General features: G+C 63.9%; 29 protein-coding genes. 14 read left to right on the forward strand and 15 right to left on the reverse strand.

Annotated features, from left to right (window positions below):
- The first annotated feature begins 20 nt into the window (after positions 1-20).
- The 4 genes from CKW40_RS26760 to CKW40_RS26775 all read left to right on the forward strand — a co-directional run bounded on the left by CKW40_RS26760 (position 21) and on the right by CKW40_RS26775 (position 3487).
- Positions 21-359, forward strand: coding sequence for a hypothetical protein (locus CKW40_RS26760; RefSeq protein WP_027054900.1), 339 nt, complete (start codon positions 21-23; stop codon positions 357-359).
- 16 nt (positions 360-375) lie between these two features.
- Complete coding sequence (locus tag CKW40_RS26765; RefSeq protein WP_095202842.1) at positions 376-1077, forward strand: phosphatase PAP2 family protein; 702 nt, start codon at positions 376-378, stop codon at positions 1075-1077.
- Positions 1078-1384: 307 nt separating this feature from the next.
- A complete protein-coding gene (locus CKW40_RS26770) occupies positions 1385-1663 on the forward strand; it encodes a helix-turn-helix domain-containing protein (protein WP_013528670.1) in 279 nt (92 codons plus the stop codon).
- 66 nt (positions 1664-1729) lie between these two features.
- Positions 1730-3487 (forward strand): SulP family inorganic anion transporter, encoded by a 1758-nt coding sequence (locus CKW40_RS26775; RefSeq protein WP_095202843.1) that lies wholly within the window; start codon positions 1730-1732, stop codon positions 3485-3487.
- A gap of 124 nt (positions 3488-3611) precedes the next feature.
- On the opposite strand, the gene CKW40_RS26780 is transcribed toward CKW40_RS26775, so the two are convergent.
- Positions 3612-4334, reverse strand: coding sequence for a haloacid dehalogenase type II (locus CKW40_RS26780; RefSeq protein ID WP_095202844.1), 723 nt, complete (start codon positions 4332-4334; stop codon positions 3612-3614).
- Positions 4335-4415: 81 nt separating this feature from the next.
- Positions 4416-5345, reverse strand: coding sequence for a DMT family transporter (locus CKW40_RS26785; RefSeq protein ID WP_095202845.1), 930 nt, complete (start codon positions 5343-5345; stop codon positions 4416-4418).
- A 205-nt stretch (positions 5346-5550) separates the two neighbouring features.
- Here CKW40_RS26785 and CKW40_RS26790 point away from each other — a divergent pair, with 205 nt between their 5' ends.
- Complete coding sequence (locus CKW40_RS26790) at positions 5551-6441, forward strand: LysR family transcriptional regulator (protein WP_095202846.1); 891 nt, start codon at positions 5551-5553, stop codon at positions 6439-6441.
- Positions 6442-6467: 26 nt separating this feature from the next.
- Here CKW40_RS26790 and CKW40_RS26795 read toward each other — a convergent pair whose 3' ends face one another.
- The 3 genes from CKW40_RS26795 to CKW40_RS26805 form a co-directional block, all read right to left on the reverse strand.
- The gene (locus tag CKW40_RS26795) at positions 6468-7094 is read right to left on the reverse strand and encodes a DNA-3-methyladenine glycosylase (protein WP_095202847.1); all 627 of its coding nucleotides are present in this window, start codon (positions 7092-7094) and stop codon (positions 6468-6470) included.
- Positions 7073-7453, reverse strand: a complete 381-nt coding sequence (locus CKW40_RS26800; RefSeq protein WP_095202848.1) for a nuclear transport factor 2 family protein — start codon at positions 7451-7453, stop codon at positions 7073-7075. The genes CKW40_RS26795 and CKW40_RS26800 overlap by 22 nt, the downstream gene beginning before the upstream one ends.
- Positions 7454-7559: 106 nt before the next feature.
- Complete coding sequence (locus CKW40_RS26805) at positions 7560-8420, reverse strand: SMP-30/gluconolactonase/LRE family protein (protein WP_095202849.1); 861 nt, start codon at positions 8418-8420, stop codon at positions 7560-7562.
- A 114-nt stretch (positions 8421-8534) separates the two neighbouring features.
- Here CKW40_RS26805 and CKW40_RS26810 point away from each other — a divergent pair, with 114 nt between their 5' ends.
- Both CKW40_RS26810 and CKW40_RS26815 read left to right on the forward strand, forming a co-directional pair.
- Positions 8535-9329, forward strand: coding sequence for a helix-turn-helix domain-containing protein (locus CKW40_RS26810; protein ID WP_095202850.1), 795 nt, complete (start codon positions 8535-8537; stop codon positions 9327-9329).
- A gap of 261 nt (positions 9330-9590) precedes the next feature.
- Entirely contained in the window at positions 9591-10967 is a 1377-nt protein-coding gene (locus CKW40_RS26815; protein ID WP_095202851.1) for an adenylate/guanylate cyclase domain-containing protein, read from the forward strand.
- A gap of 81 nt (positions 10968-11048) precedes the next feature.
- On the opposite strand, the gene CKW40_RS26820 is transcribed toward CKW40_RS26815, so the two are convergent.
- From CKW40_RS26820 to CKW40_RS26830, 3 genes are read right to left on the reverse strand one after another with little or no spacing between them, the layout of a single operon-like run.
- A complete protein-coding gene (locus CKW40_RS26820) occupies positions 11049-11876 on the reverse strand; it encodes a C40 family peptidase (RefSeq protein ID WP_095202852.1) in 828 nt (275 codons plus the stop codon).
- Between the two features lie 55 nt (positions 11877-11931).
- Positions 11932-12876, reverse strand: coding sequence for a CHAD domain-containing protein (locus CKW40_RS26825; RefSeq protein ID WP_095202853.1), 945 nt, complete (start codon positions 12874-12876; stop codon positions 11932-11934).
- Positions 12873-13346, reverse strand: coding sequence for a CYTH domain-containing protein (locus tag CKW40_RS26830; protein ID WP_095202854.1), 474 nt, complete (start codon positions 13344-13346; stop codon positions 12873-12875). The genes CKW40_RS26825 and CKW40_RS26830 overlap by 4 nt, the downstream gene beginning before the upstream one ends.
- A gap of 90 nt (positions 13347-13436) precedes the next feature.
- On the opposite strand from CKW40_RS26830, the gene CKW40_RS26835 reads away from it, so the two are divergent.
- Genes CKW40_RS26835 through CKW40_RS26850 form a run of 4 tightly spaced genes read left to right on the forward strand, consistent with a single transcriptional unit; the run spans position 13437 to position 17180 of the window.
- Positions 13437-14180 carry a CerR family C-terminal domain-containing protein gene (locus tag CKW40_RS26835; protein WP_095202855.1) on the forward strand — a complete coding sequence of 248 codons (744 nt, stop codon included), beginning with the start codon at positions 13437-13439 and terminating at the stop codon, positions 14178-14180.
- Entirely contained in the window at positions 14177-15130 is a 954-nt protein-coding gene (locus CKW40_RS26840) for an HlyD family secretion protein (RefSeq protein ID WP_095202856.1), read from the forward strand. The genes CKW40_RS26835 and CKW40_RS26840 overlap by 4 nt, the downstream gene beginning before the upstream one ends.
- Positions 15127-16047 carry an ABC transporter ATP-binding protein gene (locus CKW40_RS26845; RefSeq protein ID WP_095202857.1) on the forward strand — a complete coding sequence of 307 codons (921 nt, stop codon included), beginning with the start codon at positions 15127-15129 and terminating at the stop codon, positions 16045-16047. The genes CKW40_RS26840 and CKW40_RS26845 overlap by 4 nt, the downstream gene beginning before the upstream one ends.
- Positions 16044-17180: an ABC transporter permease gene (locus CKW40_RS26850; RefSeq protein WP_095202858.1), complete on the forward strand. Its 1137-nt coding sequence runs from the start codon at positions 16044-16046 to the stop codon at positions 17178-17180. Before CKW40_RS26845 ends, CKW40_RS26850 begins: the two co-directional genes overlap by 4 nt.
- 123 nt (positions 17181-17303) lie before the next feature.
- Here the strand turns inward: CKW40_RS26850 and CKW40_RS26855 are convergent, their stop codons facing one another.
- Positions 17304-17543: a hypothetical protein gene (locus CKW40_RS26855; RefSeq protein WP_095202859.1), complete on the reverse strand. Its 240-nt coding sequence runs from the start codon at positions 17541-17543 to the stop codon at positions 17304-17306.
- An 80-nt stretch (positions 17544-17623) separates the two neighbouring features.
- The gene (locus CKW40_RS26860; protein WP_095202860.1) at positions 17624-17920 is read right to left on the reverse strand and encodes a DUF4242 domain-containing protein; all 297 of its coding nucleotides are present in this window, start codon (positions 17918-17920) and stop codon (positions 17624-17626) included.
- Between the two features lie 158 nt (positions 17921-18078).
- Between CKW40_RS26860 and CKW40_RS26865 the strand changes: the two genes are divergently transcribed.
- Positions 18079-19041 carry an AraC family transcriptional regulator gene (locus CKW40_RS26865; protein ID WP_244571297.1) on the forward strand — a complete coding sequence of 321 codons (963 nt, stop codon included), beginning with the start codon at positions 18079-18081 and terminating at the stop codon, positions 19039-19041.
- 80 nt (positions 19042-19121) lie between these two features.
- Here the strand turns inward: CKW40_RS26865 and CKW40_RS26870 are convergent, their stop codons facing one another.
- Both CKW40_RS26870 and CKW40_RS26875 read right to left on the reverse strand, forming a co-directional pair.
- Positions 19122-20099 (reverse strand): threonine/serine dehydratase family protein, encoded by a 978-nt coding sequence (locus tag CKW40_RS26870; RefSeq protein ID WP_095202861.1) that lies wholly within the window; start codon positions 20097-20099, stop codon positions 19122-19124.
- A 312-nt stretch (positions 20100-20411) separates the two neighbouring features.
- Entirely contained in the window at positions 20412-20732 is a 321-nt protein-coding gene (locus tag CKW40_RS26875) for a hypothetical protein (RefSeq protein WP_095202862.1), read from the reverse strand.
- Positions 20733-20908: 176 nt separating this feature from the next.
- Between CKW40_RS26875 and mbfA the strand changes: the two genes are divergently transcribed.
- A complete protein-coding gene (gene mbfA / locus CKW40_RS26880) occupies positions 20909-21892 on the forward strand; it encodes an iron exporter MbfA (RefSeq protein WP_095202863.1) in 984 nt (327 codons plus the stop codon).
- Positions 21893-22043: 151 nt separating this feature from the next.
- Here the strand turns inward: mbfA and CKW40_RS26885 are convergent, their stop codons facing one another.
- On the reverse strand, positions 22044-22388 hold the full coding sequence (locus CKW40_RS26885) for an antibiotic biosynthesis monooxygenase family protein (RefSeq protein WP_095202864.1): 345 nt from the start codon (positions 22386-22388) through the stop codon (positions 22044-22046).
- A complete protein-coding gene (locus tag CKW40_RS26890) occupies positions 22385-22717 on the reverse strand; it encodes an NIPSNAP family protein (protein ID WP_019862263.1) in 333 nt (110 codons plus the stop codon). Before CKW40_RS26890 ends, CKW40_RS26885 begins: the two co-directional genes overlap by 4 nt.
- A gap of 172 nt (positions 22718-22889) precedes the next feature.
- On the opposite strand from CKW40_RS26890, the gene CKW40_RS26895 reads away from it, so the two are divergent.
- Positions 22890-23564: an ArsR/SmtB family transcription factor gene (locus CKW40_RS26895; RefSeq protein ID WP_095202865.1), complete on the forward strand. Its 675-nt coding sequence runs from the start codon at positions 22890-22892 to the stop codon at positions 23562-23564.
- Between the two features lie 217 nt (positions 23565-23781).
- On the opposite strand, the gene ligD is transcribed toward CKW40_RS26895, so the two are convergent.
- A complete protein-coding gene (gene ligD / locus CKW40_RS26900) occupies positions 23782-26274 on the reverse strand; it encodes a DNA ligase D (protein WP_095202866.1) in 2493 nt (830 codons plus the stop codon).
- Positions 26275-26282 lie beyond the last annotated feature (8 nt).

The raw sequence follows: 26282 nt of genomic DNA on the forward strand, positions 1-26282 counted from the left end.
CGCTTTGAAGGGGACGGACGTTGAGTTTTTCGGGATTGCTGCAGCTTGGCTTTTCGACGGTGATCTTCCTTTTGGCGGCGACCGCCGCCAAGCAATGGGGACTGGCGCCGAGCCTGGGCAAGATCCTTTTGACCCTCGCGCTCTATTCGCTGGGCAATCTGATCATGCTGCGGCTGATTCGCGAATTCGGCATGTCGGTGTCGTTCAGCCTCTCGGCGGTCATCCAGCTGGTCTCGGTTAACGTCGTGGCGCTGGTGTTTTTCGGCGAACGCGTCAATGCGCTGCAGGCCAGCGGCATCGTGCTGGCGATCGCCGCCGTGGCGCTGATCACGCTCGGGCCCTATCTGCAGGGGCGTTGACCGAGATGAAGACTCGATGAAAGACACTGCAAGCACCTTGCTCAACCGCATCGAATTCCCGGTCCTGCTGGCCGGCCTGGTCATCGCCGGCGGGCTGTGGGGGTTCGAGGAGTTGATGGAGGTGGCGCGTGCCACCACGCCGCACGCCTTCGACACCGAAATCCTGCTTGCCTTCCGCCAGGCGGGCCAGCCCGGCATTCCCTTAGGCCCGCCATGGCTGGAAGGGGCGGTGCGCGACATCACCAGCCTCGGCAGCGCCAGCGTGCTGGTGCTGATCACGGCGGCGACGGTCATCTATCTCATGTTGATCCGCAGGCCCGGGACTGCGCTTCTCATCTTCGTTGCCGTGGCCGGCGGCCAGGTGCTGTCGAGCCTGCTGAAGCTCGGCGTCGACCGGCCGCGGCCCGAACTCGTTTCGCATCTGGTCAGCGAGACGTCGCTTTCCTTCCCGAGCGGCCACGCCATGCTGTCGGCGGTGACCTATCTCACGCTCGGTTCGCTCGCGGCGCGCTTCGTGCATGGCCGGGCAACGAAGATCTACGTCTTGTCGCTCGCCGTGCTGACGACGGTGCTGGTCGGCGTCAGCCGCATCTATCTCGGCGTCCACTGGCCGTCGGATGTGCTGGCGGGCTGGTGCGCGGGCTTCGCCTGGGCGATGCTGTGCTGGTTGGTGGCGCGGCTTCTGCAGCGGCGCAAGGTGGTGAGCGACGATGCCTGATGGCGCCTGACCGCGCTCCTCGGGCTTGCGCTCAGATCAATCTGTTGATGAGGTGTCCGCCACAGCCTGCCAGTGCCAGAACCGTCGACAGCAAGCATGCCGATGTCATTAAGGCCTTGAAAAATATTCAACCGCGTTACCCCCCGCCCCAGATGAGCAACACCCTAGCCTGCACTCCTCGGGACGTATCGGAAAAAATGGACAATCAGGCGAAGGCTTACGCCTCAGACATTCATACTGATGCTTGAAACATCATGATAATGGTATTATACGTTATTCCTGCAGACTCAGACATGGGGTCCGGCCGATGATCACTGCCGCGCAGATGCGTGCCGCAAGGGCCTTGGCCGGCATCGACCAGAAGACGCTCGCCGAGCGCGCCGGCGTTTCGCTTCCGACCATCCAGCGCATGGAAGCGAGCGATGGCGTGGTCCGGGGGGTGGTCGACACGCTGATGAAGGTCATCCAGGCGCTCGATGAGGCCGGGGTGGAGTTGATCGGCGAGAACCAGGCCAGCGAGCGCGGCGGCAGGGGCGTGCGCCTCAAACCCGCCGTGCCGCCAGATCCCAAGGCTGAGCCGGCATAAGTCGCGACGGCGACCGCCGACACTCCTGCCGACGATCCCGCCGCCTTCATGTGTGGAAGGCAGTCCATGGATCAGACACGGCGGGCAGTGCATCAACCGGCTCATAAGCCCGGCCAAAAATCGGCCCAAGGGTCGGCAAAGCCGACATTTGCCGAACTGTTCACGCCCAAGCTGGTGACGGTCTGGCGCGAGGGCTACCACCTGCCGCAGTTCAAGGCCGACTTCATGGCCGGGCTGACCGTCGCTATCGTGGCGCTGCCGCTGTCGATGGCGATTGCCATCGCCTCCGGCGTGACGCCGGAGCGCGGTCTCTACACCTCCATTGTCGGCGGCTTCATCATCTCGGCGCTCGGCGGCAGCCGCTTCCAGATCGGCGGGCCGGCTGGCGCCTTCATCGTGCTGGTGGCGGCGACGGTGGCGCGTGTCGGTGTCGATGGCCTGCTCCTGGCAACGATGATGGCCGGCGTCTTCCTGCTTGCCATCGGCTATCTCAGGCTCGGCACTTACATCAAGTTCATCCCCTATCCGGTCACCGTCGGCTTCACCGCCGGCATTGCCGTCATCATTTTCTCCGGCCAGATCGCCGAACTGTTCGGCCTGACTCTGCCGGGCAAGGAGCCCGGACCGTTCGTGCCGAAGCTGATTGCGCTTGGCCAAGCGGCCGACACGATCAATCCCGCGGCGACCTTCGTCGCGCTGCTCACCATCGCGACCATCGCCTTCTTGAAGCACTGGCGGCCGAAATGGCCGGCCATGCTGGTCGCCATCGGCCTCGCCTCCCTCGTCGTGGCATTGTTTGCGCTGCCGGCCGAGACGATCGGCACGCGCTATGGCGGCATCCCGCGCAGCCTGCAATGGCCCGGCCTCCCGCCAATCAGCCTCGACAGGATGATCGAGGTTCTTCCGGACGCCATCGCCTTCGCGCTGCTCGGCGCCATCGAATCGCTGCTGTCGGCCGTCGTCGCCGACGGCATGACGGGCCGGCGGCACCGTTCGAATTGCGAGCTGGTGGCGCAAGGCTTCGCCAACATCGCGTCGGCCCTGTTCGGCGGCATCTGCGCCACCGGCACCATCGCCCGCACCGCCACCAATGTGCGCGCCGGCGCGCACGGACCGGTCTCGGGCATGGTCCATTCGGCGATCCTGCTCGTGCTGATGCTGGTGGCCGCACCGCTCGCCAGCTACATCCCGCTCGCCGCCCTTGCCGGCGTGCTGGCGGTGGTCTGCTGGAACATGTTCGAGAAGCAGGCTTTTGCGACGCTGTTGCGTGCGTCGCGCGGCGATGCGCTGGTGCTGATGGCGACCTTCCTGATCGTCGTCTTCCGCGACCTGACCGAAGGCATCGTCGTCGGCTTCGCGCTCGGCTCGATCCTGTTCATCGACCGCATGGCCAAGTCCGTTGCGGTCGAGGCGGACCTGCTGCAGGACGATGTCGCCGACAGCGTCAACGCCGCCGGCGCCTATGATGCCAGCGAGGCGAGCGACGCCGACACCGTCGTCTACCGCATCTCGGGCGCCTTCTTCTTCGGCGCCGCCTCCACTGTCGGCAGCGTGCTCGACCGCATCGCCGACCAGCGCAAGAATTTCATCCTCGACTGTTCCGCCGTGCCGCTCTTCGATTCGACGGCGGCCAATGTCATCGAAAGCGCGGCGCGCAAGGCGAGCCGCGCCGGCGTCCGCTTCATCATAGCAGGTGCGGCGCCGCAAATACGACGCATGCTGATCAACCACGGCGTCAAGCGGCCGCTGGTGACCTACGCCGCGTCGATCAAGGACGCGCGGGCACAGCTGGCGGGGACACCGGCGCGTGCTGTCACGCACTAGTGCATGTCGCCCAAAAGTGACCTCGGTTTTGGGAGAACGACATGCATAAAAAACAAAGATCTAAAGCGCGTCGCATGAATCCGTTTCAACGCGACGCGCTTTAGGCAGCCTGGCGGCTCGGATATCAGCCCCGCAATTCTTCCGCGTGCGCCTTCGCTAGGTCGGCCATGCTGTCGAAGCGGAAATCCACCGTCGGGACGTCGCCGGGGTTCATCGTGGCGCCGAAGCCCTGATCCGCATGCCGGCGATAGATCCAGCACGATGTCAGGCCGAAGCGGTTGGCGGGAGCATGATCGTGGAACATGCTTTCCGCGGTGTGCAGGATCTCTCGCTTCTCTATCCCGATCGTACCGAGCTTTTCGAGCATATAGTCGAAGTTCCGGTCGGAAGGCTTGTAGGAGCCGATATCTTCCGCGGTATAGATCGCGTCGAAATCCACGCCGAGCTTCTTGTTGCTGAACGAGAAGCTTTTGTTGTCGACGTTGGAGAGGATGATCAGCTTGTAGTGCTTTTTGAGGTACTGCAAGGCTTCCGCGGAGTCGGCAAAAGCCGGCCAATCCTTCACGCTTTCGCCATACGCCACGCATTCCTCAGGGGTGACGATGACACCCCACTCTTCCGCAAGTCGCTTGTAAACGATCGGCAGAAGGTCGCGGTAGCGTCTCCCCGGCGTCCATTTCTGCTGGCTGGCTTCGTGCCGGGCGTGCGCCTCCAGAATGTCGTTCCGGCTCAATTTGCGGGCGGCCCGTTCGGTCAGCGGCTTCAGGCCGTCGATCATGCCGGATTCCCAATCGATCAGGGTGCCGTAGCAGTCGAAGGTCAGGGCTTTGAAATCTGTGAGTTTCATGAGGTTACCTCCTTGATGTCCATGCGTGAAGCGATGCCGGCGTGGATCGCGATCAATCGTGAGGGCGATTTCGCCTCGGGATTAGCCGATATGCTGCCGACTGGGCTGAAAGTCCTTCAATGCCGCGCTGCCTGAAGAGGTGAACCAGACGCCGAACAGTGTCACCGCAAGGCCAACCAACATCGCCTTCGAAAGCGGCTCGCCGAACAGCGACCAGCCCCAGAGCATCGTCACCGGTGGGCTGAGATAGATCACGCTGCTGACCTGTGAGGCCGTGTAGAGGCGCAGGCTTGCATAATACGTGCCGTAGCAGAAGAAGGTCGAAAACAGCACCAGCCAGGCGATGCCGAATCCGAACCGGGTATCGACGGGTGGCATCAGCCCGCCATTCCATTCGGCGCAAGCGGCGAAAAGGATTGCTGCCGTCAGGCATTGAATGCACAGGCTCTGATGGATGGGCATATTGATCGTCCCCGTCCGCTTCTGCACCAGGGTTGCCAGCGCCAGAACCACCATGGAAGCAACCGTCAACACATATGCCCAGGCCGGGGCTGTCCCGAGGCTCAGGCTGTCCAGCGAGACGATGAGAACGCCCGTCACGCCGAGAGCCGTTCCGATCCATTGTCTCCCGGTCAACCGGTGTCCCAGGACAGGCTGCGACAAGGCCGCGATGGCGAGCGGCACAAGATCGGAAATCAGCGCGACAAGGCCGGTCGGCACGCGCTGGCCGATGGCAAGCGCGAATCCGCCGAGATAGAGGAACATCATCGCCACGCCGAAGGCCATCTGCTGGACCAGGGCACGGGCACTGATGCGCGGTCCGATCAGGAGAGCAAATGGCAAGAGGATCAATCCGGACATCAGTGTCCGCCAGAACAGCACCAGCATGACATCGGCATTCTCGCTGGCGTAGCGGATGCCGACGAAGCCGGAACTCCAGCTGACGACCAGCGCCGTTGCCATCATTGGCCATACGAGGCGATGGGCTTTGGCGTGCAGTAGGAGCGTCATGGCATCTCTTTGGTCAGGCGCCCGTGACCCGAAAGCGGATCACGGCCAATTTTGGCGCGGACTATTGACGGCATGCACGCGGCTTTGCACATGACAAATTTCGATACGATGATGAAACAGTCCGAAAACGAGCATATCAGCTTGCCTGAAAGGCATCAGAGGATCAGAAATTGGCGTGTCTCTTTTGTTTCGAGCGAGGATTGTCATGGCCGGACTGATGAGCCGCCGCCTGGATGTCGACGCCTTGCGCGCCCTGGTCGCGATCGAGAAGCACGGCGGCGTGACGCGCGCGGCCGAGATTCTCGGCCTGTCGCAGTCAGCCGTCAGCCACAAGATCAGAAGACTCGAAACGAGCCTCGACTGCGAAATCCTCACCCGGAAAGCCAACGCGCCGATGTTCACCACGGCGGGGCAGGACCTGCTTGGCTATGCGCGGCGCATTCTGGGCATCCATGACGAGGCGGTCCTGAGCCTGTCGAAAAGCCCTTTGCAAGGCAAGATCGCGCTGGGAATGACCGAGGATACGACCTGCACGGACCTTTCGCGCATTCTTGGCCGGTTTCGCCGGCTCTACCCGGAGGTGAGCGTCCGCACGCAGGTGCGCATGAGCCTCGTCTTGCAGGAGCAGCTCAGCCAGGGAGCCCTTGATGCCGCCATCATCCAGGTGTTCCAGCACGAGGTCCGCCCCGCCGACATCCTCCTGTTCCGCGAGACGCTGCATTGGGTGAAATCGCGCGACCTGGTCCTGTCGACCGGGAAGCCGGTGCCGTTTCTGTCCTTCGATGAGAATTGCTTTTACCGGCGCTGGGGCATCGACGTCGGGCAGGACGAGGATAGGGTGTTGGAGACCGTGTTCGAATGCTCCAGCGCAGCCGGAATCGTTGCAGGCGTGACCGCCGGGCTCGGCGTCGCACTCTTGAGCCAGCGCTACCTGCAGCCCGACATGGAGATTGTCGACGACAAATTCCCCAAGCCTCCAGACCTGGCCTATGTCATCAGGCGCGCCCGCGCTCCCAGAAACCCCGCGCTCGAGACCTTGGTCAGGGAGATCGAGGCCGAGGTCAAGCGTTACGGAACGTTGCAAATCGCCGTCTGAGCGCGCCGCGCTGCGAAAGCTGGCTCTTATTCCTGAAGCGATTTCGGGCCGCTGACGAACGAGCTGCCCCTGACATAGAATCGCAGCAGCCGGTCGGCATCCCTGGAAATGCCGATCCTGATGCCTTGCCCGATCTCGCCTGGCTCGAAGTCATCGCTTGCAAGCCATAATGGGCCCTTCTGGCAGAGGTCGAGTCCGTCGAGCGAACGATCGATCCGCAACGCCGCCGCCAGTCGACCGGGCCCGCGCGCCAGGTCGCGCAGGCGCTCGACGCCGCGGTTCTGCCGCATGATTTCGATGCCTTCGAGCGGCTCGAGCGCCCGGATCAGGACACCGGTGCCGATCCCCTGCATCTCGCTCGAGACATTGAGCATCATGGAGACGCCATAGGCGAGATAGACATAGGCGTGGCCGCGCTCGAGGAACAGCGAACGGTTGCGCGGGGTCATCCCCCTGAAACCATGCCCGGCGGCGTCGCCGACGACATAGGCCTCGGTCTCGACGATGCGGCCGCTGACAATGCCTTCAGGCAGTTCGCGCGTCACCAGCTTGCCGATGAGGAAGCGGGCGAGAGCGACCGTGTCGTTCGGCAGCTCCGCACGAGCGATCGGCGGATGATCATCCCTCTGGCTCACGGTATCCGCTCGACCCATTGCGCGCGCGACGGTCCCGGCTCGAACGGGTCGCCGAAATACTGGGTCTCGCGGGCTACCTTGCCGTCGAGAAACTCCATGATGCTGACCGTGTAGGATGGCCGCCCGTCATAGGTCAGGACATATTCGGTGACCCAGAGGTCATCCGTGCCGGTGATCCGCCGCACGCTGAAGCGCTTGCGGTTCGGCTGCGCGGCGCGCGACGACTGGATGTTGCGCCGCCCGCGGATGCGCTCGCCCGATTGCGGATAGTCGAGCACCGCATCCTCCCGGTAGATCTCATGTTCCGCCTCGAAGTCACCGGCATCGGATGCAGCCCAGTGGCGATCCAGAGCCGCCCGGATTTCTCGGCCGTCCATGTCAAACCTCCGTGACCACCATCGCCGTGCGATGGACCGTCGTAGCACGGTCCATTCCACGGCCGTTAGCGAGGGGTCGCGTAGATCCGCTCCGCGGCGCCGGCTCTCAATCGAGCTTCAGCGCCGCGACCTCGCCCTCGTTCATCAGCGGCACATAGAGGATCGACTTGCCGTCGGTGCCGATGTCGGCGCTGCCCGGTTTGAAATGCGCCACCGCCTCCGGCGCACCGCCGGCTTTGTATCGGTAGAGCGTGCCGGTCATGTAGGCGGTGGCATAGATGGTGTCGCCGATGGCGATGACGCCATCGAGGTCGGCGAATTCCTGCGCGCCGGGCAGCGGTGAAATCGCCTTGCTGGCAAGGTCGACCGACAGCAGCCCGCCCGGCTCCGCCGTGCTGAAGTCGGCCTTGATGCCCTTGCCCCAGGAAGCGACGATCAACCTGTTACCATCGGCGAAGACGCCGTTGGGCGAAGCGAGCAGCGGGTCTCTGACGAACAGCTCCGGCTTGTCGCCGTCGATGCGGTAGATCGTGTCGGCCAGCATGTCGCTGACATAGACCTTGCCTGTGCTGTCCGAAGTCATGTCGTTGAGGAAGACGGCATTCGGCACCACGATGCTGGCGACCAGCCTGCCGCTGGCGAGATCGACGACGCGGACCTTGGTGATGTCGGCGACATAGAGCTTGCCGCCCGATATCGCCATGCCCTTGGGTGCATCCATGCCGTCGGTCCAGTGCTGGGTGATCGTTTTGCCGTCCGTGGATAGCACCGAGAGATAACCGTTGCCGTCGGCCTCGCCGGGATTGCCGACGATGTTGGAGACGATGATGCGATTGTTGGCGGCGTCGAACAGCGCCGATTCCGGCTGTTCGAGGCCCGTGGCGCGCCAGAGCTCGCCGGCCTGGGCGCATGGCGCGGCCGCTATACTGATGGTGGCGGCGAAGGCTGAGAGGATGAGGCGGTTCATGGCTGTTCTCCTGTGATGACAGGCGAGAGCTAGGGTTTTCGATACTTTTCCGGAAGCCGGATTACCGCTAGTATCGAATATCGATACGAAACTGCCGGCAAGAGGGTGCATGCCATGAACGGTCTGATCTTCGAGGCACTGAAGCGGACGCTGAAGGCGAGGGGTGTCACCTATCGCGAGCTTGCCGAACGCATGGGCGTTTCCGAGCCGACGGTGAAGCGCATCTTCCACGAGCGCAACTGCAAGCTCGACCGGCTGATGGAGATCTGCACCGCTGCCGGCGTCGAGCTGGAAAACGTCCTCGGCTCGATGAACCGGGGGCCGGGACCGGTCAACCACATCGCGCCCGGAATCGAGCGCCGGCTCGCCGGCCGTCCGGCGCTGCTGTTCATCTTCGTCATGCTGTCGGAAAAATTCACGCCCGAAGGCATCATGCGTTCGCAAGGCCTGAGCGAAGCCTCGATGTTCCTCTATCTGCGCGACCTCGAGGAGCTTGGCCTGATCGCGCTTGGCCGGGGTCTTACGGCAAGATTGCAGGTCGAGACGCCCATCCAATGGAATTTCGAGGGGCCGCTCAGGCCGCTGTTCGAGATGACCAACAAGAATTTCATCGGCTGGGCCATCACCCATATCGAGAAGGAGGCGACCTTCGTCAGCTTCTCCAGGCGGATGCGGCCGGAGACGGCGGAGATGGTGCGCCGCGAGGCCGAAGAGCTGGCCGAGCGCGCCAAACTGCTCGCCCATCACGACCAGCACACGACGCCCGAGGACGGGCTCACCGGCTACAAATTTACGTTTGCCTTTGGGGCGACGCCGTTTCCCGCGATCATGCCGATCGGCCCGCACCCGCGCGATGCCGGCGCACAGCCCGCCGCTCCTGCGAAGGGACGCCGTCCCTTGCCGGCCTGACCAATCATCCCGAGCAGGATTGTGTCTGGCGGCTGAGCTTGTCGCGCACCGCTCCGCCGGCGCCGACTGCCACCATTCGCAACCAGCTTGCCGCCCGGACCAGCCATGCGACCAGCGATGCCGACCGCGCCGTCGGGCGCGTCGGGATAGAACAGATCCGGCACCAACATTCATGATAGAATTCGCACACTGATTTGCCAGACTGTAGAGGGCGGGTTTGCCGAATGCGTGGCACGTCCCCCGTGAAATCGAAGTGATCCCATGCCGACCGCACCAACACTTGAACATCGCCGCTATTCGCGCCTGAAAAATTTGCGGGCGCGCGCAGAACGCCAGGGTGCTGCATTGCAGTTCTGGGCGCGTACGGCATCGCTCGCTGTGATCTCCTGCTTCTTTTCATTGATCAGCCGCTGGGATGCCTCACTGCTCTTCGTGCTGGCGGGCCTCGTGCTGTTCCAGCTCGTCGGCCTGATCCAGTTTCTCTTTGCGCGCCGTCGCACGGCGCCATGGTGGATCGGTTACCTCGTCGGTACGCTGGACATCATTCTGTTGACCATTCTGCTGGTAACGCCCAACCCGTTTTCCCAGGAGGTCGCGCCGGCCGCGATGCAACTGCGCGAGGGCAGCTTCAAATTCCTGCTGATTTTCGTATGCCTTGGCGCGCTGACCCTTTCGACACGATTGGCGCTCTATCTCGGCGCGCTCGCGGCCTTGACGTGGACGATCGGGGTGGGATGGGTGATTTCTCACCCAGGAACCGTCATTCCGGCGACGAACCTCTATTCGCTGCCGGTGACAGAGCGACTGAACCTCTATCTCAACCCCAATTTCGTCGATACATTCGCGCAGGCGACCAACGTGTTGGTTGTCCTGATTATCGGCGCGATCATGGCGCTGGTCGTCTTTCGTTCCCGACGTCTGTCGGAAGACTATGTCAAGGCAGAGCGCGCCCGCGCCAATCTCGCCCGGCATTTTTCGCCCAACGTCGTCGACCAGCTTGCCACGGATGATGAGCCGTTCGGCCCGGTCCGCCGGCAGGATATTGCGGTGCTGTTCGCCGACATCGTCGGCTTCACACACTATTCCGAGGATCATCCGGCCGAAGCGGTGTTCGAACTTCTGCGTCAGTTCCACCGTCGCATGGAGCAGGTCGTTTTCGATCACCATGGCACCGTCGATAACTATATCGGCGATTGCATAATGGCGACATTCGGGGTTCCGCTAGCCAGCCAGGACGACGCGACTCGCGCCATCCAGTGCGCTGAAGCGATGATCGCCGCTCTCGAAGACTGGAATGTGCAGCGTGTGTCCAGGGGATATCCGCCGCTGGACGTTCGCATCGGTGCACAATATGGCGCGGTCGTCATCGGCGCGGTCGGCAGCGAGCGCAATCTGTCCTTCGCGGTGGTGGGCGACACCGTCAACGTCGCCAGCCGTTTGCAGGCGCTCTGCCGTGAGCTTCAGGCGAATATTTGCTTTGGGTCACGACTGATTGAAGCCGCGAAGGCGGAATCGCCGACGACACGGTTGAATGCGCGCGATCATGGACCGGTGAGCATCCGCGGCCGGGACGAACCGGTCCATGTCTGGGTCGAACGCAGAGCCGAAAACCAGGGCGCTGTTGCGATTTCGGCATGATGCAGGCCGCCATATGAAACGCCTGCACCTCGGCCGAATAGGCCGCGCTGTAGCGGCATGTCCTGACCCAGGCCGAAGCCTTCACGTGTCTGAGGCGATTGCTCCAGCCTTTGCGGCTTCGGCGTCTGTGCTTGCCGTGTCGTCCCAGACCATCTGCCGGTAGTCGAAACCATATTCCAGCGTCGGCTTGACGATGCGGAAAAACGGCGACAGGTCGAAGTCGCGCGGCGTGTAGAGCGAGTGGTGGCGAATGTGCAGGATTTCCTTGCGCATGTAGGTAGACTGCGCAGAAGCGCGGCCCGGCGCATGGGTGATCTCGGGCAGGATCGGGTAGTGGATCTGGCCATAGGCCTCGGCGATGAGCGAGGAGCAGATGGCTCGCGTCGGGTCGCCGGAGCCGAAGGCCAGCATGCGGCGGCGCCAGCGCACCGGCACCGGCGGCGTCGGAAAGAAATAGCGCAGCATGTCGAAAATGTTCTTGAGGTCGTATTTCAGGCCAAGCTTGCCGATCATGAAGGCGACGACATGGTCGCGGTCCTCCGGCGCCAGCCCACTTGCTCGGCAGATGCGGGTGTTGTAGGTGCGATAGCGCGACAGGGGTACCGCCACGCAGCCTTCGGCGAGCGTCACCTCGATCAGCCGCGGTCGCTCCGATCCGTCTTGCGGCTCGGGCAAGGCATCGCCGACATAGAAGGCCGCGTGCGACCATGTCGACTGAGTGAGGTACTTGATCGCCGCCGAAATCTTCTGGTTGCCCTCGACCAGCAGGATGTCGCCGGGTTCCAGCGTGCGGCGCAGTGTTTCGGCGTCGGACGGGGTGTAGGGCTCATAGCCGGAGGATTCTTCCTGCAGCCGGCCGGCGAGCCAGCGGCCAAGTCGATCCAGAAGCGTGTCGCCGGGCGCGGTCATGGTAGAGCGTGACTAGCACGGGCCGGTGGGGAAGTGCCAGGGCGCCGGCGCTTCGTCAGCCGGCGGCAGCGCTCGTCTCGTCGCGCGGCGCCGGGCTGGCCAGGTCGTCGCGCGCCTTGCGGGCGAGCTTCTTCGTCGAATGCTTGGGGCTGTCGCCGAACAGCTCGGCCGCCTCGGCAAGACAGGACTTCCTCAGGCTCTTTTCCGAGCGCTTGAGGAGCTTGCCGAGAAGCTTTGTGTCCTCGCGCGGCCCGAGCGGCTCGTCGCCGGCCTCGAGCAGGGCGCGCATGACGAACAGGTCATGCAGGTCGCCGAGCCGTTCGCCCAGTGCGTCGACCGCCTTGCGCCGCGCCTTGATCGGCGTCGGCCAAAGCCTGCCGAGCAGCGACAGATGCATGCCATGCGTCTTGGCGGCCTTGCGCAGATCGTGGAAATCGTCGGCCGCGCCACGCGCGCCGGCCCTCTCGAGCGCCTTCCTGGCACGGCGCAAGGTGACGCGGGCGCCTTCAGCAAGCACGTCGGCCGCCTGTTCCGGCTGGTCGGGCAGAGCGAGGCTCTCGATCCGCTTCATGCCGTCTTCGCAGGCGGCGGTCGCCGCGCCGATCGCCGCTTCGAGGCCGGCGCCTTCATGCAGATCGTGCTGACGGGCGATCAGCCTGTCGCGCACGGCATCGAGCCCGCCATCGGCGCTTTCCTTGGGAAAATCCGCCGCCAGCCGATCGATGGTCTCGATCAGCGCCATCGCCTCGCGCGGGCCGGCAAGCAGCGCCGCCACGTTGCGGTAACACAGATTCTCAGTCGTGCAGAATGTTTCGTCTCCGGAATGAACTAGGCGCAGCAAGGCACGCGCGCTCTTCAGCCGCTTGCGGCATTTGTGCAGTCCCTGTTCCGGCCGGCTGCGCGCGGCATCCAGATGCTGGAGTGCCTTGCCGATTTCCTCGCCAAGGATGCGTCTGACCTCGCCGGTCAGCGGCAGGCGCGGGTCGATGCGAAAGCTCATGCGGCGATCTCCGGTATCCCCCCGAGGGCGAGCGACGCGTTGTAGAATTTCTGCTCGCCGGTCACTTCACGGCCGAGCCAGTCAGGCAGCATTTCGTCCGGCACATCCTCCGGAGTCTCGAGTTCGGCCACCACAAGTCCCGCGAGTGCGCCGCCAAAGACATCGACTTCATAGAGATAGCCGCGATGCCTAACATGGTGACGTGTCTTCTCGATGACACGCCCAACGGCGAAGTCCAGCATCTCCACGGCCTCGGCAAGCGGGATTGGATATTCGAACTCGTCGCGCTCGCGCCCCCTGCTGCCGAATTTGAGCGTCAGCTCGGCGGAAACGCCGTCGCTGATGCGGATGCGGACGGTCCGACCAGGCGCGGTGGCGAGATAGAACTGGAGGATGCGGATATCCGCCTCGACCAGGCCCCGCCATGCGGTGCTGGAGACCAGGAACTTGCGCTCGACTTCCTTGCCCATGGCCGCGCACTAAAGCGTTTGGAGCGGGCGATGGCAAGACAACTCTGCACACAAGTTGACTTTAATCAATCGATTGATTAAAGTCTGGCCATGATCAAACTGCCTGACACCAAAAATCCACGCCGCGAAACCTCTCCGGCAGATCTGACGCGTGCCGCTCTCGTCCGCGCGGCGCTGAAACTGTTCGGCCGGCAAGGTTTCGACGGGACCTCGACCCGCGAAATCGCGGCGGAGGCGCAGGCCAATATCGGTTCGATCGCCTATCATTTCGGCGGCAAGGAAGGCCTTCGCGCCGCTGCGGCCGACTATATCGTCGAAACCATCCAGACGATTGCCGGCCAGGCGCTGGGTGCCGGCCAGGCGCTGGGCAGCGGTCAGGCCGCGTTGGCACCCGATCCGGAGGCGGCACGGGCGCAGCTGTTCGCGGCGTTGGAGCGGATGGGCAGCTTCATCCTGGCGCAGCCGCAGGCCGGCGAGATCGTGCAATTCGTGCTGCGCGAGCTGTCGCATCCGACGACCGCGCTCGACCGCATCTATGACGGCGTGTTCGAGCCGACGCATCGCCGGCTGTGTCTGATCTGGGAGCAGGCGACCGGCGAGCCGGCCGAAAGCGAGCGGACCCGGCTCACCGTGTTCACGCTGATCGGCCAGGTCATCTATTTCCGCATCGGCCGCGAGGCGGTGATGCGCCGCATGGGCTGGCACGACATCGGCGCCGCCGAGGCCGCCAAGGTCGTGGCGGTCACGACGGACAATCTCAGCGCCATATTGGCTGCCCGAATGCGATCAAAACCCGCAATGGGACCAAAACCCCCAAGTGGATCAAAACAATGAGTTTCCTCTGCTCCTTGCCGCTCGCCGCGCAGCTCCTCAGTGCCTGTGCGCCCGCCGCGCCCCTCGCCGTCGGCTATGTCGAAGGCGACTATGTGCTGCTGGCACCGATCGAGGTGGCGCAGGTCGAGACCGTCTCGGTCAAGCGCGGCGATCGCGTCACATCAGGCGCGACGGTGGTGACATTGGAAAGCGCCGACGCCAAGATCGCGGTGGCGCAGGCCCAGGCGAGCCTCGCCCAGGCGCAAGCGCAGCTCGCCGACCTGCAGGTCGGCAAACGGCCGGAAGAAATCGCCGCACTCAAGGCACAGGTCGACATGGCCAAGGCGCAGGCCGACGATGCCAAGCGCAAATACGACCGCGCCGCCGACCTGTTCAAGCGCGGCACCGGCACGCAGGCCGACTACGACACCGCCTCGGCGACGCTGGAGACCGCAGAAGCCCAGGTCGGCCAGGCCGAGGCCAATCTCGCGGTCGGCGGCCTGCCGGCGCGCGCCGAGACGATCAAGGCCGCCGACAATCAGGTCAAGCAGGCGCAGGCAGCACTCGAGCAGGCTCAGTGGCGGCTGTCCAAGCGCACGCTCGCGGCGCCCTCGCCCGGCCGCGTCAACGACGTCATCCGCAATCCCGGCGACACGGCCGGCCCGACCGCGCCGGTCATCTCGATCCTGCCTGACGGCGCCGTGAAGCTCAGCGTCTATATACCGGAGGCCGCCTTCTCCTCGGTCAAGATCGGCAGCCTGCTCGCCGTTCATTGCGACGGCTGCGGCGACGGCGTGAAGGCGCGCGTCAGCTATGTCTCGCCCGATCCCGAATTCACCCCGCCGGTGATCTATTCGCTCGAGAACCGGCAGAAGCTGGTCTATCTGGTCGAGGCACGGCCGGAGGGCGATGCCGGCTTGCTGCAGCCCGGCCAGATCGTCGACGTCGATCTTGCGGAAACGGCAAAATGAACGCCATCGACGTTCATGGCCTGGTCAAGCGCTTCGGCGACAAGACCGTCGTCGACCACGTGACGATGTCGGTCGCCGAGGGCGAGATCGTCGGCTTCCTCGGCCCGAACGGTTCGGGCAAGACCACCACCATCCGCATCATGTGCGGCCTGCTGACGCCCGACGAAGGCGAAGGCACGGTGCTGGGCTTCAACATCCGCACTGAGTCGCTCAGGATCAAGCGCGAAGTCGGCTACATGACGCAGAAATTCTCGTTCTACGAGGATCTGACGATCGGCGAGAACCTCGAATTCGTGGCCCGGCTCTACCAGCTGAAGCCGGTAGGCGAGTACGTTGCGAGGACGTTGGAAGAGCTCGGCCTGACCTCGCGCCGCAACCAGCTGGCCGGCACGCTGTCCGGCGGCTGGAAGCAGCGGCTGGCGCTCGCCGCCTGCATCATGCACAAGCCGAAGCTGCTTTTGCTCGACGAACCGACGGCCGGCGTCGACCCGAAGGCGCGGCGCGAATTCTGGGACGAGATCCATCGCCTCGCCAGCGGCGGGCTGACCGTGCTGGTCTCAACCCATTACATGGACGAGGCCGAGCGCTGCCACCGCATCAGCTACATCTCCTACGGCAAGATGCTGGCCACCGGCACCGTCGCCGAGGTGGTGAAAAACGCTGGCCTGACCACCTTCGTGGTGCAGGGGCCACAGCTCGCCAAGGTGGCGGAAGAGCTGCAGGGCCGCCCCGGCGTCGACCAGGTGGCGCCGTTCGGCGCGACGCTGCACGTCGTCGGTTCCGACGGGAAGAAGCTCGAAGCAGCGCTTGCCGATGTCGAGAAGGAGCACAAAGGCGTGACCGTTGCGCCAGGCGAAACCAGCCTGGAGGACGTCTTCATCCAGTTCATGTCGGGGTCGAAGGACAATATGGCATGAACAGCATCTTCTCCTTCGCCCGGCTTGGCGCGCTGCTGATCAAGGAATTCATCCAGATGCGGCGCGACCGCATCACCTTCGCCATGATGCTCGGCGTGCCGCTGCTGCAGCTGGTGCTATTCGGCTTTGCCATCAACAACGATCCGAAGGGCTTGCCGACGGCGCTGGTGGCGATGAGCAACGACCAGTATACGCGCGCCATGGTCTCGGCGCTGCAGGTGACGGGCTACTATCGTTTCGACCATGTGACCGAGAGCGCCGAAGAGGCGGAATTCCTGATGGCGCGCGGCGACGTTTCCTTCGTCGTCACCATCCCGGCCGACTTCGCTAGCCGAGTCGAGCGCGGCGATAATCCGCAGATCCTGATCGAGGCGGACGCGACCGATCCGTCGGCCGCGAGCGGCGCCATTTCCACGCTGAGCACGGTGGCGAGCCAGGCGCTGCTGCGCGCGCAAGGCATGCAGGCAGCTGCCGCCGAGGATGCCAGGCAGCAGCTGCAGGTGGTGGTGCACCAGCGCTACAATCCCGAAGGCATTTCGCAATACAACATCGTGCCCGGCCTGCTCGGCGTCATCCTGCAGATGACCATGGTGATGATGACGGCCATGGCGCTGACCCGCGAAACCGAGCGCGGCACGATGGAAAACCTGCTCGCCATGCCGTCCAGCCCGGCCGAGATCATGCTGGGCAAGGTGCTGCCCTTCCTTGTCGTCGGCGCGGTGCAGGTCGCGGTGGTGCTGGTGGCGGCGAAGCTTCTGTTCGATATCCCGTTCGTCGGCAGCCTGACGCTGCTGTTGTCGTCGGTGCTTGTCTTCGTGCTGTCGCTGGTGCTGCTCGGCTATACGATCTCGACCATGGCACGCTCGCAGATGCAGGCGATGCAGCTCACCTTCTTTTTCTTCCTGCCGTCGCTGCTCCTGTCCGGCTTCATGTTCCCCTATCGCGGCATGCCGGGCTGGGCCCAGGCGCTGGGCGAAATCTTCCCACTGACGCATTTCCTGCGCATCACCCGCGCGGTGATGCTGAAGGGCGCCGACTTCCATGCCATCGCCGCCGAGATCGGCTGGTTGGTGGTGTTCGTGCTGGTGTTCGCGGGGACAGCGCTGCTGCGGTTCCGCCGCACGCTGGATTAGAATCAAAACCCATTCACTCTGAACGACCGAATTCGAATATTCCTGCTTTCGAAAGAAGGTCCGGAAATCCAGCTTAAAAAGCGGCGAGCAAGCCCGCCGCTTTCCAAAATGCGCCGCGTGCCGTCAGTGCTCAAATTGCGGCTTGATACTGTTCGTCGTTGGGATCTCCGCCTTGTCGCCCGTCGCCATGGCATGGCTGCCCATGGTGGCCGTGTTCCGCACTGTGATGGACTGGGTGTGGAACTCGGCGGCGCCGGCAGACGCGTTGGTGTTGTTGGCGGATCCATAGTGGTCGCTTCCGCCTGCGGCAAACGCGGTGCCGGCAGCAACTAGAAACGCGGCTGAAAGAGCAATCGTTCTCATGTGAACTCCATTGTCAGGTTGTGAGGTAGAGCGGCGGACGCTCCGACTAGGTCGGAGCCGCCGCTCCAAATTTCTCTGGGTCAGGCGACCGCTTTCTCGGGGTCGGCGCGAACGATGACCGTGTCCATGACCGGCAGGATCTCGTCCGCCGGCATGCCGACGCGGCTGGCGTGCTCCTTGATCGACTGGGGATCGCGAGCTTGGTAGATGCAGACGGTGCCAAGCCGACCGTCGGCCTCCTTGACCACGTAGCTGCGAATCCAGCGGACGCGGTCGGGCATCTCCTCATTGCCAATGCGGCCGGATTTCTCGGCCGCGGCCTTCAGCTCGACCGGATTGCCCCAGGCGGTCCTGCGGCGGATGACATAGAGATCCATGGTCTTCTCCCTGGTTTGTGGATCGAATTGGCCGTGAGACGGTGCTTTCCCTGAAGTCGCCGACGACGTCCAATGGCCTATTAGCTATAGTGCCGCGTTCGGAGCTTGAATGACCGGGCCGCCGGAACACTTGACTGACTGACGGAAGGGAATTGATCTTGGACGCGCTTGGGGAAGTGCTGCGTGCCGTCAAAATGACGGGCGGCGTTTTTCTCGATACCCATTTCACCGCACCTTGGTGTGTGTCAGCCAGGTTCACTTCGGACCAGTGCCGCCCTTTCCTGACCGACGCCGTCCAGATCATCGCCTATCATTATGTCGTCAGCGGCCGCATGCTGGCCGCTGTCGAAGGCGAGAGCCCGTTCGAGGTCCGCGCCGGTGAAACCGTGGTGTTGTCCCGCAACGACCCACACCTGCTCGGCAGCGCCCTCGATATGCGCCCGGTCGGCACCGAGCATCTCATTCAACCCGGAGAGCGAGGCGGCCTTGCCCGAATCGTTCACGGGGGAGGTGGCGAGCCCACGCGGCTCATCTGCGGCTTTCTCGGCAGCGACGAGCAACGCAATCCGCTGATTGCCACGCTGCCACGGATGTTGAAGGTCGACATGGTAACGGCGGGCTCAAGCGACTGGATCGAGGCCTCTCTGAACTTCGCCCTCAAGGGCCTGCAGGAGGGCCAGGTCGGCTCGCCAGCGGTGATGTCTCGCCTTTCGGAGTTGATTTTCGTCGAAGCCGTGCGCAGCTACGCGGCGTCGCTTGTGCCAGAGCAAAAGGGATGGCTCGCCGGCATGCGCGACCCGGCCGTGGGGCGCGCGCTCGCCCTGATGCACGCAGGGGTGAACCTTCACTGGACCGCGGAGCAGCTGGCGCGCGAGGTTGCGCTCTCCCGCTCGACTTTCTCCGATCGTTTTGCCGGCCTCGTCGGGATGCCGCCTATGCGCTATCTCACCGCCTGGCGCATGCAACTCGCCAAGGAGCAGCTGCGCAGCGGCCATCGGTCGATCGCGCAGGTGGGCTATGAAATCGGCTACCAGGCGGAGGAGGCTTTCACCCGCGCCTTTAAGCGCGAATTCGGGATGCCGCCCGCGGCATGGCGGAAGGCAAAGCAGCTACTGGGATGACCGTACACAGGAAGACTCCGCACCAACCTGCGCACTGCAGATAGCGGCCCGACGCCGTTGCATCGCGGCCAATCGCGACTTTATGCAGCGGCCATGATCTCGGCATAGGTACCGAAATCGACATTGCCGCCGGACAGCACCACGGCGACACATTGGCCGGACAGCTTGATCTCGCCCGACGACAGCGCCGCCAGCGCCACGCAGCCGCCGGGCTCGACCACCAGCTTGAGGTAGGCCATGGCGTCGCGCATCGCCTGTGCCGTCGCTCTATCGGAGACGGCAATGGCGCCGGCGAGGTTCTTGCGGTTGATTTCGAAGGTGATGGCGCCCGGCTCGGCGGTGAGGATCGCATCGCAGATCGAGCTGTGACCCGGCTCGTTGGAAACCCGGGCGCCGGCGGCGAGCGAGCGGCGCGTGTCGTCGAAATGCTCGGGCTCGACCGCCCACACCGCGGTGCCTGGCGAGGCATCCTTGACCGCGACGGAGATGCCGCTCGACAGGCCGCCGCCACCGCAGGGAATGACGACGGCATCGAGGCTGACGCCGAGCACCTTGGCCTGGCGCATCAGTTCGAGGCCGATCGTGCCCTGGCCGGCAATGATGGCCGGATCGTCGAAGGGCGGCACCAGCACCATGCCCCTTTCGATGTAGGGCCGAACCACACTCATGCGGTCATCGCGGAAACGGTCGAAGGGCACCACCTCGGCGCCCATCTTGCGGACATTGCCGATCTTCATCGCCGGCGCATCCGCCGGCATGGCGATGACCGCTTTAACGCCGAACATGGCGGCGGAGGCGGCGACGCCTTGCGCATGATTGCCCGAGGAGAAGGCAACGACGCCCCGGCTGCGCTCTTCCTCGCTCAGCGACGAGAGCTTGTTGTAGGCGCCGCGGAACTTGAATGAGCCGGTGCGCTGCAGCGTCTCCGGCTTGAACAGGATGCGCCCGCCGAAGCGCTTGTTCAGCTCGGCCGATTCGAGCAACGGGGTTTCGACGATCAGGCCGGAGAGGCGGGCTGCGGCGGCATGGATGTCGGCGATGCCGGGAGGGGTGGTCATGGCGGATCCTGTAGCGATGTGATCCGGCCATGGTGCACGCAAAGGGCCGCGCGATGCCAACGAAAAGATGTAACCGATACAAAGTTGGGAAGTCATCCGTGAAATGCGAGATCACCCTGGCCTCGGCTGTCGCGCCCCCCTCTGTCCTGCCGGACATCTCCCCCACTTGGGGGGAGATCGGCAGTCATTGGCGCTTTCGCCACTTTTCAGCGGGGAAAGAAGGGCGGGACGGTGACGCTGTTAATCTCCCCCCTTGTGGGGGAGATGTCCGGCAGGACAGAGGGGGGCGCTGTCCCGCCGACATCTCTAGTTTCACCCCAACAATGTCCGCTCCCTCTTACTCCCACCCAGCTTCCGCCAATTGTTGAACCGATGCGTGGCCGCGGCAAACGAGATCTTCATCTGCTGCGACACCGAATAGCGCGACTTGCCTTCGTCGAACATGCGGTAGCAGCACTCGACGCCCTCTTCGGTCAGCTTGCCGTCCGGGGCCTTGTTGTGCGGGTTGGCGGGGTCGAATTTTTCGACCTGCTGCTCGACCAGGCCCTTCAGGCGCTGCAGATCGGCCTCGATGCTGGCGATGAGATCGAGAACGGGTTTTGGGTCGAAAGGCTGTGCGTGCGGTTTCGTCATGCGTTGATCCTCGTCCTTGTCTTAGGTTCAGCCATATAGGCGAATCTTTGCTAATAATGAAGAGGTGAGGCCGCTCGAGCGCTTCAACAATTCTTGACCGCGCTACCAAGCATGCGGTTGACCCGGGCCATGCCAAACTCTAGTTTAGAACTATTCTAAACTAGGGTCATTTCCTCATGCTTTCCCGCGTTTTCGGCTTCGGCCGCCGCCCCTTCGAATCGCTCTCCGAACAGGAGATCCTGGCACTGGCCATTTCCTCCGAGGAAGATGACGGGCGCATCTACCGGGCCTATGCCGACGGGTTGGCGGAAAGTTTTCCGCAATCGGCAAAAGTCTTCGAGGAGATGGCCGAGGAAGAGGACGGCCACCGCGACGCGCTGATCGAGCTCTTCCGCAAGCGTTTCGGCGAGCGCATCCCGCTGATCCGGCGCGAACATGTGAGAGGTTACTATGAGCGCAAGCCCGACTGGCTGGTAAGACCGCTCGGCATCGAGCATGTACGCCGCCAGGCCGAGGCGATGGAGCAGCAGGCCTACCGTTTCTATGTCGAAGCGGCCAAGCGCACCACCGATGCCTCGACCCGGAAACTGCTCGACGAGCTGGCGGCGGCCGAGCAGGGGCACGAGAACTCGGCGCAGCGGCTGGAGCAGAAGCATGTGCCGGGCGACGTGAAGGATGAAGAGGCCAGCGCCGAACAGCGCCAGTTCATCCTCACCTATGTGCAGCCGGGCCTGGCCGGACTGATGGACGGTTCGGTGTCGACGCTGGCGCCGATCTTCGCTGCCGCCTTTGCCACGCACGACACCTGGCAGACGCTGCTGGTCGGCCTTGCCGCCTCGATCGGCGCCGGCATTTCGATGGGCTTCACCGAGGTCGCCTCCGACGACGGCAAACTGTCGGGCCGTGGCTCACCGGTCAAGCGCGGCCTGACCGTCGGCATCATGACGACGCTCGGTGGTCTCGGTCACGCGCTGCCCTATCTCATCCCGAGCTTCTGGACGGCGACCGCCGTCGCCGCGGTCGTGGTGTTCTTCGAACTGTGGGCCATCGCCTTCGTCCAGAACCGCTACATGCAGACCCCCTTCCTGCGCGCTGCCTTCCAGGTGGTGCTGGGCGGCGCGCTGGTGTTCGCGGCGGGTGTGCTGATCGGGAATGCTTGAGGGCCAGGCGCCCCCTCACCCAGCCTCCGCTTCGCTCGGCTGACCTCTCCCCGAGGGGAGAGGAGACTTTTGGCGCCGGCGCCAACCTCTTCTCCCCTCGGGGAGAAGGTGGCCGCGAAGCGGCCGGATGAGGGGGACTAGCGCGACGCTGTCACCCATTCACCGCCCGGCTGTCCCTGGGCGCCTCATCCCGCTCGGTCAGCCCATAATCTCTCACCACATGCGCAATCCGCAAACGATAGCCGGCAAAGATTTCTCCCCGACCGGCCTGCTGCGCCTGCCGGTGTTCTTCGGTGTTGCGCCAAGCCTTCACCGCTTCCTCGTCGCGCCAGAACGACAGCGACAGGATTCGTTTCGGGTCAACCAGGCTCTGAAAACGTTCGATCGAGATGAAGCCGTCAATGCCGTCGAGCAAGGGACGCAAATTGGCGGCGATGGCGAGATAGGCATCGCGTTTGCCCTCCGCCGGCTGCACCTCGAAGATGACGGCGATCACGGCAGCACCAGCTTGGCGTGCGGCCCGGAGACGTGTTTCAGGAACATGCGGTCCTCCTTGAGGATGAATCGTTCACGCTTGGCGAACTCATAGTTTGCCTTGCCGGCGGGATCGGCGGCAAGCCGGGCGCGATAGGCTTCATAGGCCGCCAGGTTTTCGATGTTGTAGGCGGCGTAGGCCGTCGTCGCCGAGCCCTCATGTGGAGCATAATAGCCGATCAGATCGGCGCCGCAGCGCGGAATGGCCTGGCCCCAGTTGCGGGCATATTCCTCGAAGGCGGCCTTGCCGAACGGGTCGATCTCATAGCGGATGAAGCAGGTGATGGTCATGGTCGTCTCCTTGGGTTCTGGCATCGACGCTTCGAGCGCGGTCGAAACGTCATGCGCATCGATGTGCTAGGCAGTTTCGTGTCAGGAGCCGTCGTCGCTTGCGTCGTCGTCTCCTTGATCTGCCCGGAGAATAGTGGTTCTTTGACAAGAATGCTTCGATGAGGAACGAACTATGCGTGAAGGACCTGACATTGCCCGCATCGCCAGCCTGGTCGGCGACCCGGCCCGCGCCAACATGCTGAACGCCCTGATGGGCGGTACGGCGCTGACGGCGAGCGAACTGGCGCTGGAAGCCGGCGTGTCGCTGCCGACCGCCTCGTCGCATCTGTCGAAACTGATGGAGGGCGGGTTGCTGACTCTGGCCAGCCAGGGCCGACACCGCTATTACGGCCTCGCCGGTCCACAGGTGGCGGGCATGATCGAGGCCATCACCGGCGTCGCCGAAGCCGTTGGCCCCAAGCGCGTGCGGCCGGGCCCGCGCGACGGCGCCATGCGTATCGCCCGCGTCTGCTACGACCACCTTGCCGGCGAGCAGGCGGTGGCGATGCTCGACCGCCTCGTCGAGAAGGACATATTGCTGCGCGACGACAGGGAGATCAGGCTCGGCCCGTCGGCGGTATCGCATTTTTCCGCGATCGGCATCGATGTCGACGCCAAACCGCGCCGCCCGGTCTGCCGCGCCTGCCTCGACTGGAGCGTGCGCCGCTCGCACCTCGCCGGCACGCTGGGCGCCGCCATCCTCGACAAGATTCTGTTGGAGAAGTGGGCAAGGCGGGAAAAGGACAGCCGCGCCGTGGTATTTTCGCCGCCGGGGAAACAGGCGTTCGAGAGGGTGTTTTTGGCTTGATGGTCTGAGGAGGCGTCAGCGGGACAGCGCCCCCCTCTGTCCTGCCGGACATCTCCCCCACAAGCGGGGAGATCGGATGTCACTCCGGCTTTCGCCAATCTCTTACGGTGCAAGGGGTGCGAAAGCGTAGACGCTGCCAATCTCCCCACTCGTGGGGGAGATGGCCGGCAGGCCAGAGGGGGGCGCGAAGGATCGCCGCGCTGACAAATTGCGCGAACTACCCCCGTTTCAACACCTTCCCCTGCTCGAAAAACGCCTTCCACGGATCGACTTCCGCCAGCTTCGCCAGCGTCGTCTTGTCGCCGATCGGGAACGCATTCGGCGCCAGCCCGGCCCCGATCTCGGCCCAGGTCACCGGCATCGACACGGTGGCGCCCTTCTTGGCCCGCGACGAATAGGGCGCGACCGTCGTCGAGCCCCGTCCATTGCGGAGATAGTCGACGAAGATTTTTCCGGTGCGCGCCTTCTTAGACAGCGTCGCCGTGTAGCGGTCTGGGGCACCTTGTTCGAGCGCCTTGGCGAAATCATGCGCGAAGGTTTTTACCGCCTCCCAATCCGCCGATGGCTTCAGCGGCACCAGCACATGATAGCCCTTGCCGCCCGATGTCTTGACGAAATTCGGCAGCGACAATTCGTCGAGCTTGCCCCTGATATCGAGCGCCGCTTCGCGCACCGCTTTCACCTCAACGCCCTCATCGGGGTCGAGATCGAAGATGATCTGGTCGGGCTCTTCAAGCTTGTCGATCGTGCAGCCCCAGATATGGATCTCGACCACGCCGTACTGGACGAGCGCCGCAACGCCGTCGAAATCCTTGATGAACAGGATCTCCTCGCCATCCCCGGGGTCCTTCATCCGCGCGATCTTGTCGCTCATGCCCGCCGAGGCGTGTTTCTGGAAGAAGCGCGGGCCACCGACGCCGTCCGGTGCTCTGACCAGGCTAAGCGGCCGGTTGATGACGAACTGCTCCATGCGCGGCCAGACCTGCGCATAGTGGTCGAGCAGCCCCTGCTTGGTGATCTTTTCCTCGGGCCACAGCAGCTTGTCGGGGTGGGAGAGTTTTACACTGGTCGTCATCGCTCCGGCGCCGCTGCCGCTTGACGCCGGCCTGGCCTTGCCTGTCGCTGCCTTGGGCTTTTCCTGCACAACGTCCTCCGCCGGCTTGTCCTCGCGCAGCCCCTGGAACGAGGCATGGCGTATTATACGGTCCGATGTCCAGCTGCGAAACTCCACTTCGCCGACAAGCTCCGGCTTGACCCAGACCAGGCCCTTTCCCTTGGGCACGGCCTTGTCGAAAGGCGAATCCATCGCCTTCAAGGCTTCGAGCTTTTTCTTGAGCTCAGTCGCACCCTTGGCCGAGAAGCCGGTGCCAACACGGCCGGCATAATGCAGTTTGCCGTCCTCGTAATAACCGACCAGCAGCGAGCGCAGACCGCGCCCGGTCTTGTCCGACGGCAGATAGCCGCCGATGACGAATTCCTGCCGCGCCGTGCATTTCGACTTCACCCAGGTCGGACCGCGCCCGCTGCGATAGGGCGCATCGGCGCGTTTGGAGACGACGCCTTCCAGCCCCATGCGGCAGGCATGCTCCAGCATGATCTTGCCGGGCTCGGAAAAATGGTCGGAGAAACGCACCGCCGCATTTTCCGACGGCTTGCCGAGCAACTCCTGCAGGGCCTGTTTGCGCTCGACCAGCGGCTCGCCGCGCAAATCCTTGCCGTCGAGCCGCATCAGGTCAAAGACGTAGTAGCTGAAGCGGTTGGTGCGGTTGGCAGACAGGTCCTGCTGCAGCAGCGAGAAAGAAGAAACGCCGCTGTCGGCCAGCACGACGATCTCGCCGTCGAGGATGGCGTCGCTGCATTTCAGTGCGGCGAGTTCGGCAGCGATCTCGCCGCCGAACTTCTCCGTCCAGTCGAGGCCGGTGCGGGTCAGCAATCGCACATCGGTGCCGGCGATCTGCGCCTGCATGCGATAGCCGTCGAATTTGACTTCATGCAGCCAGTCCTTGCCCGGCGGTGCGTCCCGTTCCAGCGTCGCCAGCTGCGGTTCGATGAAGTCGAGTTGCCGGCTTCTTCCCGCTTTCGCCTTGCCGGCGGCCGGCTTGTTGGAGTGCCAGACGTCAGGCTTCTTGCCCCTGGCAGCTTTGCCCTCGCCGACCTCTTCGATCGTCAGGCCGGACTTCACCGATTCCGGCGCTTCCTTCAGAATGTCCTCGCCCGGACGCGCCGCGGCATCGTCCGACTTGATCAGCAACCAGTTGTCGCGCTTTTCACCCGCCCGTGGCTTCAGCCGCACCAGATGCCACAGCCCATGCAGCTTGTGGCCCTTGAGCTCGAAACTGATATGGCCCTTCTTCATCGCCTTGGCCGGGTCGATTTCGGGCACCCACGTGCCCTCGTCCCAGACAATGACCGAGCCGCCGCCATATTCGCCCTTGGGAATCGTGCCCTCGAAGGAGGCATAGTCGATCGGATGGTCCTCGACATGCACCGCGAGCCGCTTCTCATGCGGATCGAGGCTCGGGCCCCGCGTCACCGCCCAGCTCCACAGCACGCCGTCATGCTCGAGGCGAAAATCGTAGTGCAGCCGCGTCGCGGCATGTTTCTGGACGACGAAGATGCCGCCGGCTTTCGTTCCGCGAACAACATTGCCGGCCGGCTCCGATGTCTTCTTGAAATCGCGCTTGGCGTGATACGGCTCAAGGCTTGCCATGGCTTGGT

The organism is Mesorhizobium carmichaelinearum, from assembly GCF_900199455.1.
GTDB classification, from domain to species: domain Bacteria; phylum Pseudomonadota; class Alphaproteobacteria; order Rhizobiales; family Rhizobiaceae; genus Mesorhizobium; species Mesorhizobium carmichaelinearum.

Bases quoted from the DNA above. Each gene is read 5' to 3' on its own strand.
- CKW40_RS26765 (WP_095202842.1), top strand. From the start codon at position 376: ATGAAAGACACTGCAAGCACCTTGCTCAACCGCATCGAATTCCCGGTC.
- CKW40_RS26770 (WP_013528670.1), top strand. From the start codon at position 1,385: ATGATCACTGCCGCGCAGATGCGTGCCGCAAGGGCCTTGGCCGGCATC.
- CKW40_RS26775 (WP_095202843.1), top strand. From the start codon at position 1,730: ATGGATCAGACACGGCGGGCAGTGCATCAACCGGCTCATAAGCCCGGC.
- CKW40_RS26780 (WP_095202844.1), bottom strand. From the start codon at position 4,334: ATGAAACTCACAGATTTCAAAGCCCTGACCTTCGACTGCTACGGCACC.
- CKW40_RS26785 (WP_095202845.1), bottom strand. From the start codon at position 5,345: ATGACGCTCCTACTGCACGCCAAAGCCCATCGCCTCGTATGGCCAATG.
- CKW40_RS26790 (WP_095202846.1), top strand. From the start codon at position 5,551: ATGGCCGGACTGATGAGCCGCCGCCTGGATGTCGACGCCTTGCGCGCC.
- CKW40_RS26795 (WP_095202847.1), bottom strand. From the start codon at position 7,094: ATGGGTCGAGCGGATACCGTGAGCCAGAGGGATGATCATCCGCCGATC.
- CKW40_RS26800 (WP_095202848.1), bottom strand. From the start codon at position 7,453: ATGGACGGCCGAGAAATCCGGGCGGCTCTGGATCGCCACTGGGCTGCA.
- CKW40_RS26805 (WP_095202849.1), bottom strand. From the start codon at position 8,420: ATGAACCGCCTCATCCTCTCAGCCTTCGCCGCCACCATCAGTATAGCG.
- CKW40_RS26810 (WP_095202850.1), top strand. From the start codon at position 8,535: ATGAACGGTCTGATCTTCGAGGCACTGAAGCGGACGCTGAAGGCGAGG.
- CKW40_RS26815 (WP_095202851.1), top strand. From the start codon at position 9,591: ATGCCGACCGCACCAACACTTGAACATCGCCGCTATTCGCGCCTGAAA.
- CKW40_RS26820 (WP_095202852.1), bottom strand. From the start codon at position 11,876: ATGACCGCGCCCGGCGACACGCTTCTGGATCGACTTGGCCGCTGGCTC.
- CKW40_RS26825 (WP_095202853.1), bottom strand. From the start codon at position 12,876: ATGAGCTTTCGCATCGACCCGCGCCTGCCGCTGACCGGCGAGGTCAGA.
- CKW40_RS26830 (WP_095202854.1), bottom strand. From the start codon at position 13,346: ATGGGCAAGGAAGTCGAGCGCAAGTTCCTGGTCTCCAGCACCGCATGG.
- CKW40_RS26835 (WP_095202855.1), top strand. From the start codon at position 13,437: ATGATCAAACTGCCTGACACCAAAAATCCACGCCGCGAAACCTCTCCG.
- CKW40_RS26840 (WP_095202856.1), top strand. From the start codon at position 14,177: ATGAGTTTCCTCTGCTCCTTGCCGCTCGCCGCGCAGCTCCTCAGTGCC.
- CKW40_RS26845 (WP_095202857.1), top strand. From the start codon at position 15,127: ATGAACGCCATCGACGTTCATGGCCTGGTCAAGCGCTTCGGCGACAAG.
- CKW40_RS26850 (WP_095202858.1), top strand. From the start codon at position 16,044: ATGAACAGCATCTTCTCCTTCGCCCGGCTTGGCGCGCTGCTGATCAAG.
- CKW40_RS26855 (WP_095202859.1), bottom strand. From the start codon at position 17,543: ATGAGAACGATTGCTCTTTCAGCCGCGTTTCTAGTTGCTGCCGGCACC.
- CKW40_RS26860 (WP_095202860.1), bottom strand. From the start codon at position 17,920: ATGGATCTCTATGTCATCCGCCGCAGGACCGCCTGGGGCAATCCGGTC.
- CKW40_RS26870 (WP_095202861.1), bottom strand. From the start codon at position 20,099: ATGACCACCCCTCCCGGCATCGCCGACATCCATGCCGCCGCAGCCCGC.
- CKW40_RS26875 (WP_095202862.1), bottom strand. From the start codon at position 20,732: ATGACGAAACCGCACGCACAGCCTTTCGACCCAAAACCCGTTCTCGAT.
- mbfA (WP_095202863.1), top strand. From the start codon at position 20,909: ATGCTTTCCCGCGTTTTCGGCTTCGGCCGCCGCCCCTTCGAATCGCTC.
- CKW40_RS26890 (WP_019862263.1), bottom strand. From the start codon at position 22,717: ATGACCATCACCTGCTTCATCCGCTATGAGATCGACCCGTTCGGCAAG.
- CKW40_RS26895 (WP_095202865.1), top strand. From the start codon at position 22,890: ATGCGTGAAGGACCTGACATTGCCCGCATCGCCAGCCTGGTCGGCGAC.
- ligD (WP_095202866.1), bottom strand. From the start codon at position 26,274: ATGGCAAGCCTTGAGCCGTATCACGCCAAGCGCGATTTCAAGAAGACA.